Origin of the sequence: Enterobacter sp. Y17, from assembly GCF_019730495.1 — a bacterium.
GTDB lineage: Bacteria > Pseudomonadota > Gammaproteobacteria > Enterobacterales > Enterobacteriaceae > Enterobacter > Enterobacter asburiae_B.
Window position 1 is genome coordinate 1,306,034 of record NZ_JAASKP010000001.1, and the last position, 19,915, is coordinate 1,325,948.

Consider the following 19,915-nt stretch of genomic DNA (forward strand, 5'->3'; position numbering starts at 1 on the left):
TATCAATCACCAGGCTGCCGGTCGCCGTACCGGTGGTATTACCGTTACCCGCGCTGCTCTTCACCTGCGCCGTCACGCTGTAGCTCGACACGCTCAGCGCATCGCCGTCCGGGATCTGCAGATACCAGGTGTTGTGATCCGGATCGACCACCACCGCACCGCCGGTCTGGGAGGTGTAGGTTTTTCCGTTTACCGTTACCACCAGGTATTCACCGTTCACCAGATCGGCGGAGACGGTACCGCTGACAATCGGCGTGGTGTCCGACGTGGTCTGCGCGGTAATCGCCGCCGTGGTGGTCGGGATGCTGGTATCAACGTTCAGCACAAAGCCGTCGGATTCCGTGTAGTTACCGGCCTTATCGGTGACGCGCACAATGTAGGTGTGGTTGCCGTCGCTGAGGCCGTTGTCCTGGAAGGACCAGCTTGCGCTGCCGTTCATGGTCACCTGGCCGAGCAGGACCCCGTCACGATAGAGCTGCACAATTTCACCGTCGTCCGGGGCGCGGTTAAGCGTGCCGTTGATCAGCGGCGAGTTATCGTCCGTTGCCACCGCGCTGCCAAAAGTCCCCTGACGCTCGCCTTCGCCGTCGGTATAGCTCACTACGGTTCCCACCGTGGTTGGCGGCGTGGTGTCTACCGTCACCACCTGAGAGGCGGTGGAGCCGACGTTGCCCGCCTGGTCGATAATCCGCACCTGGTAGGTGTAGTCCCCGTCAGCCAGATCGCGGGTATCGGTGTAGCTCCAGCGCTGGTTGGTGACCGTGGCGTCTGACCAGGTGTTCCCGCCGTCCAGACTGATCTGTACGCGCTCGTCGTTTGCCAGCGCGCTGCCCAGCGAACCGTTGATGGTCAGCGTGGTGTCCATGGTGATGAAATCACTCCCGGACTGGCCGGTATCTTCGCTGATGCTGTCGATGGTGATGCCGTACTGCGGCGCCTGCGTATCCACCGTCACCGCCTGCGAGGTGGTTGCCCCGACGTTCCCCGCCTGGTCAACGACCCGCACCTGGTAGTTATGGCTGCCGTCGGTCAGGGTACGGGTGTCGCTGTAGCTCCACTGCGTACCGCTGACGGTGGCGTACACCCATGTCGTGCCGCCGTCCATGCTCACCTGCACGAATTCACCCGCGCCCAGCTCTGCGCCGAGCGTTCCGTGCAGCGTGTACGAGGTCGAACTGGTCAGGAAGTCGTTATTGTCGAAGCCGGTATCCACGGTGATGTTATCCACGGTCACCGTAATCGCCGCATCCGGGGCGACCGTATCGACGGTCACCTGCTGATGGGCGCTGGCCCCCACGTTGCCCGCCGCATCCACCACGCGAACGTAGTAGTCATAGGTCTGGTTACCCAGCGTGCGGCTATCGACGTAGTACCAGCTGTTGCCGGTGACAATCACGTTCTGCCAGGTGACGCCGCCGTCGATGCTGATCTGGGCATATTCGCCGTCGGCCAGCGTCGCGCCGAGCGAGCCGTGCAGCGTCAGGGACGTATCGTTAGTGACAAAGTCGCTGCCGCTCAGGCCGGTATCGTCGCTGATGCTGTCGATGGCGATGGTTTTGCTGGCGTCCGGCGCAACCGTATCAATGGTCACCACCTGGCTGGCGGTGGCGCTGATATTGCCCGCATCGTCAATCACGCGCAGCTGGTAGTTGTAATCCCCGTCGGCCAGCGTGCGGCCATCGACATAGGTCCAGCTCAGGCCGCTGACGCTGACGTCTGTCCAGGTAACGCCGCCGTCGAGGCTGATCTGCGCGTGGTCGCCGCTGCCCAGCGCCGCGCCGAGCGTCCCTTTCAGGCTGATCTGGCTGTCGCTGGTGATAAAGTCGCTGCCGGACAGACCCGTATCCTGGGTGATGGAATCCACAGTAATGGTCGTCGCCGCAGGCTTCGTCTGATCGATCACCACGTCCTGGCTGTCCGTCGCCCCCACGTTGCCCGCGTTATCGATAACGCGCACCTGATACTGATACGTACCGTCCGTCAGGGTGCGGCCATCGGTGTAGCGCCAGGTGGTGCCGGTCACGGTCAGGTCAATCCAGGTGGTGCCGCCGTCAAGGCTGATCTGCGCCTTCTCGTTATTGCCGAGCTGCGCGGTCAGCGAGCCGTTGACCACCACCTGGCTATCGTTGGTGATGAAATCACTCGCGCTCAGGCCGGTGTCGTTTTGCAGCGAATCAATGCTGATGCCCATCGACGGCGCGGTGAGATCCACGGTGACGGTGTGGTTATCGCTGCCGCTGTTGCCGATGGTGTTGCTGACCTGCGCGTTAATGACGTACGAACCGCCGTCCGCCAGCGCGGCCACGTCTGCGCTGCCCACCGTATAGCTCCAGCTGCCGTCATTCTGGACGGTCGCCGTGTAGGTTTTACCGTTCAGCGTGATGGTCACCGTCTGGCCCGCCGGGGCGTCGGTGGTGCCGCTGACGACCAGCGGCGTGCCGTGCTCGGCGGCGTTGACGATATCGTCCTGCGCAAAGGTGTTGATGGTGATGGTTGGGACATCGCCGTTCAGCGTCACGTCGTGCGTCGCGCTGCCCGGGTTGCCCGCCCTGTCGCTTACCGAAGCGGTGATGGTGTAATCCCCGTCGCTCAGGCCAAGGAAATCACGGCCCGGCACGAAGACCGACCACGAACCGTCCGCCCCGACGGTCGCCTGATAGCTGTGCCCGTTGAAGGAGACGGTCACCGTCTGGCCCTGTTCCGCCGTGGTGGTGCCGCTGATGGTCTGGCCCGCCAGCTGCTCCGCGTTGTTGACGATATCGTCATCGGCCACGGTGCTGATGGTCACGGTTGGCGCGACGGTATCGACCGTTAAGGTGTGCGTGGTCTGGCCGTTATTACCCGCTTTATCGTTGACCGAGGCGGTCACCGTCAGCGCGCCCTGGCTCAGCGCGGCCAGATCGGCTGCCGGAACATCCAGCGTCCACGTCCCGTCGTTCGCGACGGTGGCAGTGTAGGTTTTGCCGCCCAGCGTCACGGTGACGGTCTGACCCGCCTCCGCGCTGGAAGATCCGTGCACGGTCAGCGGCTGCTGCGCTTCAAGCGCGTTCAGCATGTCGTCACCCGACAGCGTCGCAATGCTCACGACCGGCGCGGTGGTATCCACGCTGATGCCGTGCGTCGCCGACGCGCTGTTGCCCGCGCTGTCCTGTGCCGAGACGGACACCTGGTAGCTCGCGCCATCGGCCAGGGCGCCCACGTCGGCGGCAGGTACGGTGGTCGTCCAGCTGCCGTCGCTCTGGATGGTGGCCGTATAGCTCTTGCCGTTCAGCGTCACGGTGACCTGCGTCCCGCTGGCGAACTGGGCGCTGGAGCCGTTAATCACCAGTGGCGAACCGGCTTCAGCCGCGTTGATGACGTCATCGCCGCTGAGGGTATTGATGGTCAGCGCCACGGAGGCCGTGTTCACTACCACGTCGTGGGTCTGGGTGCTGCTGTTGCCCGCGCTGTCGGTAATCGTCGCGCTGAGGGTCACGGTGCCGTCGGTCAGCGCGGAAATCACGCTGGCCGGCACGCCCACGCTCCAGTTACCGCTGGCGTCAACGGTGGTGGTGTACTGGTTCGAACCGATGGTGATGACCAGCTTATCGCCGACGCTCGCGCCGGTTGCCGTGCCGCTGACGATCTGCGCCTGCCCGTGCTCCACGCTGTTGATGACGTCATCGCCCGCGACGGCGTTAAAGCTGACGGTCGGCGGCGTGGTATCAAGCGTAATCGCTTTGCCCGCGCTGCCCGGGTTACCCGCGGCGTCGCTCACGCTGACCTGCACGGTGTAGCCGTTATCCGCCAGTGCGGACAGGTCTGTGCCCGGCACGTTCACGCTCCAGATACCGCCCTGCTGCACCTGCGCGGTATAGCTCTTCCCGCCCAGCGTCACGGTGACCGTCTGACCGACTTCCGCCGTGGTGGTGCCGGAAATGGCCACGCCCGCAGCCGCTTCGCTGGCGTTAATCACGTTATCGCCTGCGACCGTATCGATGCTCACGGCTGGCGCGGTGGCGTCCACGCTGTACTCGCGGCCCGCCGAGGCGCTGTTGCCGTGCGCGTTGGTGACGCTCACCTGCACGCCGGCATCGCCGTCCTTCAGGCCCGCGAGATCCGCAGACGGCACGGTGGCCGTCCAGTTACCGTCGGCATCGACTTTCGCGGTGTACGTCTTGCCGCCGAAGGTGATGGTAACGGTCTGGTTTTCCTCCACGTTCGAGGTGCTGCCGGACAGCACCAGAGCCGCGCCTTTCTCCGCCGCGTTAATCACGTCGTCGGTGGCAATCGCATCGATGCTGATAGCCACCGCTGACAGATCGACGGTCACGTCATGGCTGATGGTCACCGGGTTGCCCGCCGCGCTCTGGCCTGCAACGGTCACGGTGACCGTGCCCGCATTCAGCGCGCTAACGTCCGCCGCCGGGATCGCCGCGCTCCATGTGCCGTCTGCCAGCACGGAGGCCGCATAGGTTTTGCCGTTGACGGTCACGGTGAGCGTGGTGCCTGCCGCCAGCCCGTCGCTGGAGCCGGTAACGATCAGGTTCTGCCCGTGCTCGATGCTGTTGATCACATCGTCGCCCGCCACGGTATCAATGCGCAGACCCGGCAGGCTGGCGTCGATAGTGATATCGCGCTCGCCCGCGCCGGTATTGCCGTGGCCGTTGGTGACGGATGCTGACACCGTCAGGTCACCGTTGCCCAGCGCCGTCAGGACGGATTCCGGCACGTTCACGGACCAGGTCAGATCGCTCTGCACCGTTGCGGTGTAGCTGTTGCCGCCAATGGTGACGGTGACAGTATTGCCCGCTTCCGCGTTCGCTACCTTACCGCTGATGGTCTGACCCGCGGCCACTTCCGCCGCGTTGATGACGTTATCGCCCGCCACGGTATTGATGGTGACGGTCGGCAGCGCGGTGTCCACCAGCAGGGTCGCCGTATTACTGACGCTGTTGCCCACGCCGTTGGTTGCAGTCGCGCTCAGGGTGTAATTCGCTTCGCCCAGACCCGCCAGATCCGCTGCCGGAACGGTCAGGCTCCAGGTGCCGTCCGCCGCCGTCGTGGCCGCGTAGTTTTTGCCGTTGAGGGTTACGGTCACCACGGTGCCTTCCGCGAGGTTGGCGCTGGTGCCGCTGACGCTCAGGTCCTGACCTTTCTCCACCGCGTTCAGCACGTTGTCGCCGCTGATGGCGTTGAACGCCACGGACGGCAGGCCGGTATCGACGGTCACGTTATGGCTGCCGGTGCCGGTGTTGCCCGCCGCGTCGGTGACTGACGCAGTGACGGTCACGGTGCCGTCGCTGAGGCCGGAAATCACGCTGGCCGGTACGCCCACGCTCCAGTTCCCCGCCGCGTCCAGCACGGTGGTGTAAGTCTGGCCGCCAATCGTGACGGTGACCTTATCGCCCGCTGCCGCGCCGGTGGCGGTGCCGCTGATGATGTGCGCCTGGCTGTGTTCTGCGAGGTTAATGACGTCATCGCCCGCCACGGTGTTGATGGTCACCGCAGGCACGGTCACGTCCACCGTCAGATTGCGATCCGCCGACGCCGGGTTGCCCGCCTTGTCGCTGACGCTCGCCGTCACGGTGACGCTGCCGTCGCCGAGCGATGCCAGATCCGCCTCCGGAACGTTCAGCGTCCAGCTGCCGTCCGCGCCTGCGGTTGTGGTGTAGTCTTTGCCATTCAGCGTCACGGTCACGGTCTGGCCCGCTTCGGCGCTGGTGGTGCCGGATACGGTCAGATCGGACTGCGCTTCTGCGGCATTCAGAATATCGTCAGCCGCCAGGGTATGAATGGTCACGGACGGCGCGGTCGCATCCACGCTGTACTCGCGGCCTGCCGAAGCGCTGTTGCCGTTCACGTTGGTGACGCTCACCTGCACGCTGGCGTCACCGTCCTTAAGGTGTGCCAGATCCGCAGAGGGTACGGTGTAGGTCCAGTTACCGCTGTCGTCTACTGTCGCGCTATAGATTTTGCCGTTCAGGCTGATGGTCACGGTCTGCCCGGCGTCCACGTTGGTGGTCGCACCGGACAGCACCAGATCCGCGCCCTTCTCTGCCGCGTTAATTACGTCGTCGGTGGCGATGGCGTTGATGCTGATGGCAACGGTCGCCAGATCTACCGTCACGTCGTGGCTGATGGTAATCGGGTTGCCCGCAGAGCTGTCGCCGGTCACGCTGATTTTGACGGTGCCTTCCTGCCACGCGCTCACGTCGGTGGACGGGATCGCCGCGCTCCAGGTGCCGTCCGCCAGTACGGTCGCCGCATAGGTTTTACCGTTGACGGTGACGGTCAGCGCCGTGCCTGCCGCCAGCCCGTCGCTGGAGCCGGTGACGATCAGGTTCTGCGCGTGTTCGATGGTGTTGACCACGTCATCACCCGCGACGGTGTCGACGCGCAGGCCCGGCAGGTTAGCGTCGATAGCGATTTCGCGCTCGCCGGTGCCGGTGTTGCCGTGGCCGTTGGTGACGGTCGCCGTTACGCTCAGGCTGCCGTTGCCCAGCGCGGTCAGCACGTCAGACGGCACGTTCACGGACCAGGTGAGGTCGTTCTGCACCGTTGCGGTGTAGCTGTTGCCGCCGATAGTCACGGTTACCGTGTTGCCCGCTTCGGCATTCGCCACGGTACCGCTCAGGGTCTGGCCTGCCGCCACTTCCGCCGCGTTGATGACGTTGTCGCCCGCCACGGTGTTGATGGTGACGGTTGGCAGCGCGGTGTCCACCAGCAGGTTCGCGGTGTTGCTCACGCTGTTGCCCACGCCGTTGGTGGCGGTCGCGTTCAGGGTATAGTTGGCCTGACCCAGACCGGCCAGATCCGCTGCCGGAACGGTCAGGCTCCAGGTGCCGTCCGCCGCCGTCGTCGCCGTGTAGTTTTTGCCGTTCAGGGTCACGGTCACTACGGTGCCTTCCGCCAGGTTGGCGCTGGTGCCGCTGACGCTCAGATCCTGACCTTTTTCTACCGCGTTCAGCACGTTGTCGCCGCTGATGGCGCTGAAGCTGACCGAAGGCAGACCGGTATCGACGATCACGTTATGCGTGCCGGTGCCGGTGTTGCCCGCCGCGTCGGTGACTGACGCCGTTACGGTTACGGTGCCGTCGCTGAGGCCGGAAATCACGCTCGCCGGTACGCCCACGCTCCAGTTCCCCGCCGCGTCCAGCACGGTGGTGTAGGTCTGGCCGCCGATGGTGACGGTCACCTTATCGCCCGCTGCCGCGCCGGTGGCGGTGCCGCTGATGATGTGCGCCTGGCTGTGTTCTGCGAGGTTAATGACGTCATCGCCCGCCACGGTGTTGATGGTCACCGCAGGAACGGTCACGTCCACCGTCAGATTGCGATCCGCCGACGCCGGGTTGCCCGCCTTGTCGCTGACGCTCGCCGTCACGGTGACGCTGCCGTCGCCGAGCGATGCCAGATCCGCCGCCGGAACGTTCAGCGTCCAGCTGCCGTCCGCGCCTGCGGTTGTGGTGTAGTCTTTGCCGTTCAGCGATACGGTGACCGTCTGGCCCGCTTCGGCGGTGGTGGTGCCGGATACGGCCAGATCGGACTGCGCTTCAGCGGCGTTCAGAATATCGTCGGTCACCAGGGTATTGATGGTCACGGACGGCGCGGTCGCATCCACGCTGTACTCGCGGCCCGCCGAGGCGCTGTTGCCGTTCACGTTGGTGACGCTCACCTGCACGCTGGCGTCGCCGTCTTTCAGGCCCGCCAGATCCGCAGACGGCACGGTAGCTGTCCATTTGCCGTCGGCGTCCACCGTGGCGGTGTAGTTCTTGCCGCCAAAGGTAATGGTAACGGTCTGGTTTGCTTCCACGTTCGAGGTGGTGCCGGAGAGCACCAGATCCGCGCCCTTCTCGGCCGCGTTAATCACGTCGTCGGTGGCGATGGCATCAATGCTGATGGCAACGCTCGCCAGATCCACCGTCACATCGTGGCTGATGGAGACCGGGTTACCGGCGCTGCTCTGGCCCGATACGGTCACGGTAACCGTGCCTGCGGCCAGCGCACCCACCTCCGCCGCCGGGATCGCCGCGCTCCAGGTGCCGTCCGCCAGCACGGTTGCCGGATAGGTTTTGCCGTTTACGGTCACGGTCAGCGCCGCGCCAGCCGCCAGCCCGTCGCTGGAGCCGGTGATAATCAGATTCTGCCCGTGTTCGATACTGTTGATCACGTCGTCACCCGCCACGGTGTCGACGCGCAGGCCCGGCAGGTTAGCGTCTATCACGATTTCGCGCTCGCCCGTTCCGCTATTGCCCACACCGTTCGTGACGCTGGCTGACACCGTCAAATCACCGTTGCCCAGCGCGGTCAGCACTGATTCCGGCACGTTCACGGACCAGGTGAGATCGCTCTGCACCGTGGCGGTGTAGCTGTTGCCGCCAATGGTCACGGTCACGGTGTTGCCCGCTTCGGCATTCACCACCTTACCGCTGATGGTCTGCCCGGCTGCCAGCTCCGCCGCGTTAATGACGTCGTCACCTGCAATGGTGTTGACGATCACGCCCGGCAGAACGGATTCCACGTTCACGGTGTGCGACGCGCTGGTATTGTTGCCGACGCTGTCCGTTGCTGAGGCGGTGACGGTATAAAGCGCCTCGCCCAGCTGACCGACCTCGTTCGCCGGAACGGTAGTCGTCCATTTTCCGTTATCGTCCACCTGCGCGCTGTACGCTTTGCCGTTCAGCATCACGGTCACCACCGCGCCTGCCGCCAGGCCGGAAGCCGTACCGGAGATCGTCAGATCCTGGGTTTTCTCGGCGTTGTTGATCGCATCGTCACCGGAAACGGTGTCAATGGTCAGCACCGGCGCGGTCAGGTTCACCTCTACGCCGTGCGTGGCGCTGTTGCTGTTGCCCGCTTTATCGGTCAGCGCCGCGGTAATAGTGTGATCCCCGGCGGCCAGGGCGGTTACGTCTGCCGCAGGCACGCCCACGCTCCAGTTGCCTGAGGCATCCAGGGTGGCGGTGTACGATTTGCCGTTGAGCGTGACGGTGACCACATCACCGGCCGCCGCACCGGTCACGGAACCCGTGACAATCAGTGCCTGCGCATGCTCGGCGCTGTTGATCACGTCGTCGTCAGAAACGGTGTGGATGGTCAGCTGCGGGACGGTGGTATCCACCAATACGTCGCGATCCGCTGAGGCCGGGTTGCCCGCCTTATCAGACACGGCGGCGCTGATGGTGTAGTTGCCGTCGGTAATACCGCTCAGATCCGCGGACGGCACGGTCACGCTCCAGCTGCCGTTTGCCTGCACGGTGGTGGTGTAGTCCACGCCGTTCAGCGTCACGGTGACGGTCTGGCCCGCTTCGGCGTTGGTTACGCCGTTAACGACCAGATCCTGCTGCGCTTCGGCCGCATTGATGATGTTGTTGTCGCTGACGATCTCGATAGACACCGTCGGCGCGGTGGCGTCCACGCTGTACTCGCGGCCTGCCGACGCGCTGTTGCCGTTAACGTTGGTGACGCTCACCTGCACGCTGGCATCGCCGTCTTTCAGGCTGCCCAAATCAGCGGACGGTACGGTCGCCGTCCAGTTGCCGTCGGCATCGACCGTCGCGGTGTACGACTTGCCGCCGAAGGTAATGGTGACGGTCTGGTTTTCTTCCACGTTGGAGGTCGAGCCAGACAGCACCAGGTCCGCGCCTTTCTCAGCCGCGTTGATTACGTCGTCCGATGCAATCGGGTTAATGCTGATGGCGACTGCCGCCAGATCCACCTTCACGTCGTGGCTGATGGAAACCGGATTGCCCGCCGCGCTCTGGCCTTCCACGGTCACGGCAATCGTGCCCGCATTCAGCGCGCTGACGTCTGCCGCCGGAATGGCCGCCGTCCAGGTGCCGTCTGCAAGCACGGTTGCGGCGTAGGTTTTGCCGTTGACGGTCACCGTTAACGCCGCGCCCGTTGCCAGGCCTTCGCTGGAGCCGGTGATAATCAGGTTCTGAGCGTGCTCAATGCTGTTGATGACATCGTCGCCCGCCACGGTGTCGACCCGCAGGCCAGGCAGGTTAGCGTCTATTACGATTTCGCGCTCGCCGGTGCCGGTGTTGCCGTGGCCGTTGGTGACGCTGGCTGACACGGTCAGATCGCCGTTCCCGATGGCGGTTAAGACCGTGGACGGCACGTTGACCGACCAGCTCAGATCGTCCTGAACCGTCGCGGTCCAGGTATTGCCGCCGATTGAAATCGTGACAGTGTCACCGCTCGCCGCGCCGCTCACTTTGCCGCTCAGGGTCTGCCCGGCAGCCACTTCCGCTGCGTTAATGACATCGTCCGTGGCGACAGGGTTGATGGTGACCTGCGGCAGCGCGCTGTCAACCAGCACGCTGTGGCCGGTGCTTGCGCTGTTGCCCGTCGCGTCGGTTACGCTCGCCGTCACGACGTAGCTTGCTTCGCCCAGCGCGGAGACATTTGCCGCCGGAACGGTGATGCTCCAGTTCCCGCTGGCGTCGGTGGTGGCCGTATAGCTGATACCGTTCAGGGTCACCGTAATGGTGGTTCCGTCCGGCTGGTTGCTGGTGCCGGACACCAGCAGATCCTGGCCTTTCTCGGTCGCGTTGATCACGTCGTCAGCCGCCAGGGTATTGATGGCAACCACCGGCGCGGTCAGGGAGACGTCAAACTCGTGCGTAGCGGTGGTGCTGTTACCGGCTTTATCGGTGAGTGTCGCGGAGATCGTCTGTTCGCCGTTAACCAGCGCGCCCACGTCCGCCACCGGAACGCCCACGCTCCAGCTGCCGGACGCGTCCAGCATGGCGGTGTAGTCTTTGCCGTTCAGGGTCACGGTAATCACGTCACCCGCCTGCGCGCCCGTGACCTTGCCGGAGACGATCAGCGCCTGGCCGTGCTCGGCAATATTCACGACGTCGTCGCCCGCGACGATGTTGAACGAAATCTGCGGTACGGTGGTGTCGACCAGCACCGAAGAGCCCGCGCTGGCCGGGTTGCCTGCTTTGTCGGACACGGTCGCCGTCACCGCCGCGCTGCCGTCGGCGATGCCTGCCATATCCGCCGCCGGAACGTCGAGCGTCCAGCTGCCGTCCGCCTGCACCTGCGCGGTGTACTGATTGCCGTTGAAGGTCACGGTGACCGTCTGGCCTGCTTCGGCAGTAGAGGTGCCGCTCAGGGTCAGATCCTGCGCCGCCTCCGCCGCGTTCAGCATATTGTCATGGCTGATGGTGTTGATGGTCACCGTCGGCGCGGTGGTATCGACGCTGAACTCCTGCGCCGAAGACGCCGCGTTGCCGTTCACGTTGGTAACGGTTACCTGCACGCTGGCGCCGCCGTCTTTCAGGCCGCTCAAATCGGCTGCCGGAACGGTCCAGGTCCAGTCGCCGTTAGCATCCACCGTAGTGGTATAGGTTTTACCCGCAAAGGTAATAGTCACGGTCTGGCCCGCTTCCACGCTGGAGGTGGTGCCGGAAAGCAGCAGATCCTGGCCTTTTTCCGCCGCGTTGAGCACGTTATCGTCGGTCACGCTGCTGATGGTGATGGCGACAGGCGCGAGATCGACGTCCACAACGGTGCCGATAGTCACCGGGTTGCCGGAAGCATCCTGCGCGCTTGCCTTGATATCCAGCGAACCGTCCGCCCACTGGGAGACATCGGCCGCCGGTACCGCCGCCTGCCAGGTGCCGTCCGCCAGTACCGTTGCGGAATAATCTTTGCCGTTGATGGTCACGGTCACGGCGCTGCCCGCCGCCAGATCGGTGCTGGTACCGGATACAATCAGGTTCTGAGCGTGTTCAATCACGTTAATTACGTCGTCACCCGCCACGGTATCAATACGCAGTCCCGGGAGCTGGGCGTCGATGGTGAAGTCGTGAGAAGAAGAGCCGGTATTGCCGTGCGCGTTGGTCACGCTGGCGGATACGGTGAGGTCGCCGTTGCCGAGCGCGGTTAACTGGCTCTCGCTTAACGGCAGGCTCCAGGTCAGATCGTCCTGCACGGTAGCTGTGTACGTCTGGCCGCCAAGGATAATAGTGACAGTGTCACCTGGCGCCGCATTCGTCACCTTACCGGTCAGGGTTTGCCCTGCCGCCACTTCCGCTGCGTTAACGATATTGTCGCCCGCCAGCGTGTCGATCGTTACCACCGGCAGGGAGCTGTCCACCAGCACGTCGTGCGAGGTTGAGGCGCTGTTGCCTGCGCTATCCGTAACGCTCGCCGTCACGGTGTAATGGGCTTCTCCCAGCGCGCTTACGGCGGAGGCCGGTACGGTCACGCTCCAGTTACCGCTGGCGTCAGCGGTGGCGGTGTACTGAATGCCGTTCAGGGTCACCGTAATGGTCGTGCCTTCCGGCTGGTTGCTGGTGCCGGAGAGCAGCAGATCTTCGCCCTTCTCGGTCGCGTTGATCACGTCGTCCGCCGCCAGCGTGTTGATACCGATGACAGGCGTCACGGTATTCACCACCACATCCAGCGAACTGCTTCCGGTGTTGCCGGACCTGTCGGTCACGGAGACGTCGATGGTCCAGGTGCCGTCAGTCAGTCCCTGCACGACGGACGCCGGCAGGCCAAGGCTCCAGTTCCCCGCCGCATCCACCACGGTGGTGTAATCGACGCTGTTAATGGTGATGGTGACCAGGTCGCCCGCGGCCGCACCGGTGACGGAGCCGCTCAGGATCTGCGCCTGTGAATGGGCGAGCTGGTTAACGGTGTTGGTGTCGGTGACAAAGTCGTTAATGGTCACCTGCGGTACGGTGGCGTCCACCAGACCCACGCGCTCGGCGCTGCTGGCGTTGCCCGCCACGTCGCTGACGGTGGCCGTCACGGTCACAATGCCGTCCGTCAGGGCACCCACATCTGCCGCCGGGACGCTCAGCTGCCAGGTACCGTCCGTCTGGACCGTGGTCTGATACGTTTTGCCGTTCAGCGTCACGGTGACCGTCTGGCCCGGTTCCGCACTGCTGCTGCCGCTTAACAGTAAATCCTGCTGCGCTTCAGCGGCATTGATGATGTTGTCGGCGGTCAGGTTATCGAGCGTAATCGCCGGTGGCTGCGTATCCACCGTGACCACACGCGCGGCGTCGGCGCTGTTGCCGCTGACGTTAGTGACGCTGACGCTCACCTGCGCGCGCCCGTCGATCAGGGTTTCCATGGCGCTGGCGGGTACGGTCAGGCTCCAGGAGCCATCCTGCTGCACCAGCGCGGTGAAGGTCTGGTCGGCGAATTTCACCACCACGGTCTGCCCCGCCTCCACGCCCTGCGTCTGGCCGGAAAGGGTTAAATCACTGCCTTTTTCTGCCGCATTCAGCAGGTCATCGCCGGAGACGGTATCAATGGTGACCGCCACGGCGTTCAGATCGAGTTCAATTGGGTGTTCAGCCGCAACGGGATTGCCCCAGGCATCTACCGCGCTGACGCTAACCGTCATGCCGCCCGCCGTCCAGGCCTGCAGGTCCGCCGCCGGAACGCCGATCTGCCAGCTGCCGCTGGCGTTAACTGCGGTGACGTACTCCACATTGTTGATGGTGACGACAATCTGCGTGCCCGCGGCCAGATGAGTGCTGGAGCCGGTGACGCTCAGATCCTGCTGCTGTTCGATGGCGTTGATCACGTCATCGCCGGAAATGGTGTTCACGCGCAGACCCGGCAGCTCCGCGTTGATGTTGATATCACGCTCGCCGGTGCCGGTATTGCCGTGCCCGTTGGTGACGGACGCGGTGAAGGTCAAATCCCCGTCGCCGAACGCCTGAAGATCCGCTGACGGGATTTTCACGCTCCAGGTCAGGTCGCTGCCAACCGTTGCGGTGTAGCTCTTGCCGCCTGCGGTGATGGAGACGGTATCGCCCGCCGCCGCGCCGGTAACGCGACCGCTGAGGGTTTGATCGACGCCCGCTTCGGCGTTATTGACCAGGTTGTCGCCCGCAAACGTATTGATAATGACCTGCGGAAGAACGGTATCCACCAGCAGATTCGCTTCGGCAGAACCGCTGTTACCCACGCTGTCGGTCCCGCTGACGCTGACGGTATAAAGCGTGTTCGCCAGATTCAGGACGTCGGAAACCGGCACCTGGACAGCCCAGATACCGTTTTCGACGGTGGCCTGATAGCTGACGTTGTTCAGCGTCACGGTGACGGTGGAGCCGTCCGGCAGGTTGCTGGTGCCGGTCAGGCTCAGCGGCTGCATCGCCTCCTGGGCATTCAGGACGTTATCCTGGCTGATGGCGTCAATCGTAAATTCCGGCGGGTGTCCGCTCAGCGTAATGCCGTGCGTGGCGCTGCCGGTGTTGCCTGCCGCGTCAGTGACGGAAACCGAAAGCGTGTGGTTGCCTTCACCCAGCGCGCCCAGCACGGACGCCGGAACGCCCACGCTCCAGCTGCCGTCCGCCAGCACCACGCCGGTGAAGGTCTGGCCGCCAAGCGTCACGGTGACCACATCGCCCGCGGCGGCACCGCTCGCCAGGCCGGAAATAATGTGCGCCTGGCCCTGCTCGCTGATATTGAGGATATCGTCGCCCGCCACGGTATGGATGGTGACGATCGGCGCGGCGGTATCCACCGTGAAATCTGCCGTCACGGACGAGCCGTTGCCCGCTTTGTCGCTAACGTTAACCGTCAGGGTGTGATTACCCTCACTCAGCGCCTGCACGTCGTTCACATCAAGCGTGACGGACCAGGTGCCGTCGCTGCCCACCGTGGCGTTATAGTTTTTACCGTTCAGCGTGACCGTGACGATCTGACCGGCTTCCGCATTCGTTTTACCGGTCAGGGTCAGCGGCTGGCTGTGCTCAGCCGCATTAATGATGTTGTCCTGCGCGAGGGTATCGACAGAGAGGGTTGGCGCGGTGGTATCCACCCCAATCGTCTGGCTTCCGCTGACGGTGTTACCCGCCGCGTCTTTACCGCTCACGTTGACCGTCCAGGTACCGTCGCCCAGCGCCTGCGCGTCCGCCGCAGGCACGTTAACACTCCACGCGCCGTCTGCCCCGACTTCAGCCGCGTAGGTTTTGCCGTTCAGCGTCACGGTGAGTGCGGTACCCTGCGCCAGGTTTTTGCTGGCACCGGAAAGCGTAAAGCCCGCGGATTGCTCGCTGGCGTTCAGCACGTTATCGCCCGCCGTGGTGGCCAGCGTAATGGCGGCGTCGGCGGTAGAGACCGTCACGGTGATACTGCCCGCAGAGGTGGTTTTACTGCCGTCGATCTGCACGACGGACCAGGTGTGTTCCCCGTCCGTCTGGGTCGGTAATATTACCGTCCAGGTGCCGTCTTTACCGACCATGGCGCTGGCAATGGTGCTGCCGCTGCTGTCTTTGATCTGGATGGTCGCGCCCGGCTGACCGGTGCCGCTAAAGGTTGGGTTGCTGTCGTCCGTGATCTCGTTTGCGCTCAGCACGCCCTGCTTGTCACCCGCTTTATCCGACAGCAAGAAGGTCGGCGTCGCGCTTTCAACGTCTTTTGTATTATCAATGACTTTTGTTTTAGTTTCGCCGTCACCGCCGTTTGCCAGCAGTGCCCCGATGGCACCGCCGCCTAACGCAGCCCCCGCAATCCAGCCCCACGGCGCGTCGCTTAAAACACTTTCCTGCTCGAGGAAAGGTTGAATGCTGCTAATCGGTGTGGCCTGCGCGGTTAACTCGGTCACCGCAACGCCTGACGCTTCCCCGGCATCGGCAAAAGAAATATGCGTCAGTTCCTGACGGTCGTTGAACACCAGCTCTGACTGATTATGCGTTTCTGGATCTTCGACAAAATAGTTATTGCAGCGAATAACGCTGCCATCTTTCATATAAATGAGGAGATCTTTACCCTGGCGGACATAACGCGCCACATCCTGAGCAGAGCCCTGGATTTCAATCACGCTCGGCGATGAAATAGAGACCGACAGATTTCCTTCGCCGGTTAATTTCGTTTTCTCCGCCGTTTTGCGAATGATGACATCAACAACTTTCATGTTACTCATATTCTTCTCCTTGCAGGTGTACGGATTCCTGTGGATATGTCCACCAGACGGATGTAGCTATCCCTGGGAAAAAACACCCATTATTTTCAGTCTTACTTTGCGCAACACTGCGCGTCTTTTATTAACTCAAGTCGGGTAATTTTGCGGCAGCGTTTTTCTCTATTCCAATAAGCGGCATTAAATTATCAACCGCGGAAGCATAATTAATTGCCGAACTCCAGCCGTCATACTCGGCGATTATTTTCGCTGAGGTGGCCTGCCAGACATCCTGCTCAACGCTGAGCAGATCGTTAATGCTCCGCTTGCTCAGGGTGTATTCATTTTTATAAACATCGCGGGCCCGCAGCGCATTTTCCAGCTGTTGCTTCCCCGCCTCCATTCGTCCCCGCGCGCCGGTCCAGTCAGCCTGCGCGACGGAGGCCTTTTGCAGGACATCGAAACGCGCCTGATCGACCTGAGAGGAGGCCATGGCCCGTGCGCCTTCCGCCTGTCGAACGCGCGCGGAAACCGCGCCCCCCTGATACAGCGGCGCGTCGATATTGAGCTGTATCTGGTCGTCCCAGTAGGAACGGTTGTCCGATTCATAACGGGTGCGCCCCCCCTTCAGGCTTAGCGTAGGCCAGTGCTGGGACTTCGCCGTTTCCACGCCATACTGAGCCGAGCGTTCCATGTTCTGCGCGGCCATCACCGCCGGTATCAGGGAATAATCGATGCGGTTGAGCGAGTCTGGCTCCACGGCAAGATTCGCGGGCACCGGCGAATAGGCCTCTGCCTGCATGCCGGTTAATACCGCAAGCCTGGCGCGCGCGCTGTTTAAGGCGGCGCGATACTGCGCGACCGTCGCCTGCATGCCGGCAATGCGCGTGCGGGTCTGAAGCTCATCGGAGGTCGAACTCACGCCCGCGTCTGCGCGAAGCTTTGCCAGCTGCTCGACGTTCTTGAGCGCCTGCACGTTATCTATTGCCGCCTGCAGCAGATCGGAATAGCGTTTGACCTCGACATAGCTCAGCGCCGTTTTTTCCGCCACGTCAGAAAGCGTGCCCATCAGCTGATAGCGGTAGCTATCGCGCTGGGCGGAGGACTGGCTGATGCTGTTATTGGTCTTGCCAAAATCGTACAGCAACTGCGTCAGGCTCAGCCCCCAGGCGGCTGAATTCTTCAGCGACCCGCTGGAATCGGTGGTCTGGCTGTGCCCTGTACTCCCGTTCAACGATATTTGCGGCATCCAGCCGCTGCGCGCTTCATCTATTTGTGCCTGGCCAATACCTAATTGCGCGGCCTGCTGGCTAATTGACGGATCGCGATCGATCGCAAAAAGAATACTTTCTTTTAAGGTTGTGGTTGCCACTGGGGCAATACCCACCTGATTACTATTGGCGAAAGCCGTATTTATGGCTAATGAAATGAATGCCAGTGCTGCTGTAAATCGGCGTAACATAGGCTTTCGTAATATCGTCATGTTATCTCCCTGACTCTGAGTGATACTCAAGCAAATACCCAAAAAGAGGTACAGATAATTAGACAAATATCTTATTTAGCTACCTTGCTGAATTTCAGGTAATACTCCCCATACCCATTTCCATCGGAGATGAGATCTGCCCGCATCTTATTTCAATTAAGAATTTACTTATTTCTTAAACTGGTTAGCAGCATAACAAAATGTGTTATACCCCACTACAGCCACAATGTTAATGTGGTGTTACAAGCAAGAAAAAATATGGGGTTTCTGGACAAAACTCTAAAAGTATCCTTTCAGATGAAACATATAAACTCTCTGTTATCTAAGGAAAATTCTTAATTCCCTCCGTGCACATTTTTGCGTTAATTTCAGAGCGAGTCAGACACAAAGATTTTCAAAGAAGTGTCAGTTTACGTAGCCAAAGGGATATATTTAAAATTAAAAACTATTAAAAAACTAATTAAAGCAATTAAAACCTGCATAATTTTAATTAAACAGCACTTAACACCACGCAATGGCGTTGCGCTGGTTACATAACCCAAATCGTTAAATAAAACATAACAATAACATTGTGATTAACATTCAAAACGGCTTCCTTATACCTGCTTAATAAAATTTTAATAATCACCCATCTGAATTATCACGCCGCCGCACATCGTCCTGAGGACATTCCCCTTCTCTCTGCGTCAAAATGCTGTATTATGCAAACTATTGCGACATTTTGCAGGAATGTACCCCATGCACAAAACCGCTCGTCAACGCTACGTCCTGGATATCCTCAGCGAGCAAGGCCAGGCCAGCATCACCGACCTGGCTGAAAAGCTGCAGGTTTCGGCGGATACCATTCGTCGGGATCTGACCGACCTGGAAAACCAGGGTCTTGCGCAGAAGAACCACGGCGGCGCCATCGCGCTCAACCTCTCCGCCATGAACCGTCAGGGCCGCAATACGCTGCTGCCGGAGACCAAACAGCGCCTGGGTAAACAGGTCGCACAGCAGGTTCCACCGGGCTCCACCCTGTTTCTGGATGCCGGAAGCACGGTGATGGCCGTCGCCACCTTTCTTCAGGGTCCGCTCACCGTCATTACCCCCTCACTGGATATCGCCCAGCATTTTAGCGACCGGGAAGACATTGAGCTGATCCTGCTCGGCGGGAAATGGGACCACAAGCAGCGACTGTTTGCCGGCAGCGCCACGCTGTCCTTGCTGTCCCGGTATCGGGCAGATATCGCCATTCTTGGGGCGTGCGCCATTCATGCCGAGCTCGGGTTGAGCGCCGGTAAAGAAGCGGATGCCGAGGTGAAACGCGCGATGCTGGACGCAAGCCATGCGCACTGGATTGTCGCCGACCATCTGAAAATTAACCGCTGCGAGCCGTATCTGGTTTCCGGGTTATCCAGCATTCAACAACTCTTTTTAGATCGTCCCTGGCCTGAGCTTGGGGAACATAGCGCACTGCAGGTTACGGTGTGCGCGAATTAACGTGGAGAAGGTCATGAGTAAAGTTCAAACAATCAACATTGCGCTGATCGGGTATGGATTTGTCGGTAAAACCTTCCATGCCCCGCTGATCCAGTCTGTGGACGGGATTAAGCTGGCCGTGGTCTCTTCTCGTGATGAAGAGAAGGTTAAACGCGATCTGCCGGACGTACAGGTGGTAGCGACACCGGAAGAGGCCATTCAGCATCCTGATATCGATCTGGTGGTGATTGCCTCCCCCAACGCCACGCACGCCCCGCTGGCGACGCTGGCCCTGAACTCGGGTAAACACGTGGTCGTCGATAAGCCTTTTACCCTCGACATGCAGGAAGCCCGCGACCTGATTGCGCTGGCGGATGAAAAGCAGCTGCTGCTCTCCGTCTTCCACAACCGCCGCTGGGACAGCGATTTCCTCGGCATTAAGCAGATTATTGAGCAAGGCACGCTCGGCAAGGTTAAACACCTGGAATCGCACATCGACCGCTTCCGCCCGGAAGTGCGCGTGCGCTGGCGCGAGCAGAACGTCCCCGGAAGCGGTCTGTGGTTTGATCTGGGCCCTCACCTGATTGACCAGACGCTACAGCTCTTTGGACTGCCGGAGTCGGTTCAGGGGAATATCGCGACGCTGCGCGACGGCGCAGAAATTAACGACTGGGCGCACGTGGTCTTAAACTACCCGGAGCATAAGGTCATTCTGCACGCCAGCATGCTGGTTGCTGGCGGTACGGCGCGCTTTACCGTCCACGGGGACAAGGGCAGCGTGGTGAAAGCCAGAATCGACCAGCAGGAAGCGCAGCTGCTCGCAGGAGTGATCCCCGGCAGTGAAACCTGGGGCGAAGACGGCGACAGCATGGTCTTCTTTGGCGCCGACGGCGCACCGCAGACGATCCCAACCCCGAAAGGCGATCAGCGCCAGTATTACGTCAACGTACGTGATGCGCTGCTCGGGAAAATCACCAATCCTGTCCACCCTGTTGAGGCACTGGCGGTCATGGCCGTGCTGGAAGCGGCGGTGAAGTCGTCGGAGACGGGATCAACTCAGGCGCTGGCGTTAACTGCCGAAGAGCGTGCGCTGCTGGGTTAAAAAAACAAGC

The 19,915-nt window shown here is 61.6% G+C and carries 3 protein-coding genes and 1 pseudogene; 2 read left to right on the forward strand and 2 right to left on the reverse strand.

Features of this window, described 5'->3' with window-relative positions; genetic code table 11:
• Nucleotide 1 precedes the first annotated feature (1 nt).
• Together HCH49_RS06050 and HCH49_RS06055 are read right to left on the reverse strand one after the other, a co-directional pair.
• A pseudogene (locus tag HCH49_RS06050) lies at nt 2–15,883 on the reverse strand (Ig-like domain-containing protein); the annotation flags it as partial.
• A 121-nt stretch (nt 15,884–16,004) separates the two neighbouring features.
• Complete coding sequence (locus tag HCH49_RS06055) at nt 16,005–17,342, reverse strand: TolC family outer membrane protein (protein ID WP_087822538.1); 1,338 nt, start codon at nt 17,340–17,342, stop codon at nt 16,005–16,007.
• A gap of 738 nt (nt 17,343–18,080) precedes the next feature.
• Here HCH49_RS06055 and HCH49_RS06060 point away from each other — a divergent pair.
• On the forward strand, nt 18,081–18,824 hold the full coding sequence (locus tag HCH49_RS06060; protein ID WP_221702373.1) for a DeoR/GlpR family DNA-binding transcription regulator: 744 nt from the start codon (nt 18,081–18,083) through the stop codon (nt 18,822–18,824).
• Nucleotides 18,825–18,837: 13 nt separating this feature from the next.
• The gene (locus HCH49_RS06065; RefSeq protein WP_168979422.1) at nt 18,838–19,905 is read left to right on the forward strand and encodes an oxidoreductase; all 1,068 of its coding nucleotides are present in this window, start codon (nt 18,838–18,840) and stop codon (nt 19,903–19,905) included.
• Nucleotides 19,906–19,915: the final 10 nt, after the last annotated feature.

Excerpts from the sequence above, each read along its gene's own strand:
- HCH49_RS06060 (WP_221702373.1), top strand. The coding sequence starts at position 18,081 with ATGCACAAAACCGCTCGTCAACGCTACGTCCTGGATATCCTCAGCGAG.
- HCH49_RS06065 (WP_168979422.1), top strand. The coding sequence starts at position 18,838 with ATGAGTAAAGTTCAAACAATCAACATTGCGCTGATCGGGTATGGATTT.
- HCH49_RS06055 (WP_087822538.1), bottom strand. The coding sequence starts at position 17,342 with ATGACGATATTACGAAAGCCTATGTTACGCCGATTTACAGCAGCACTG.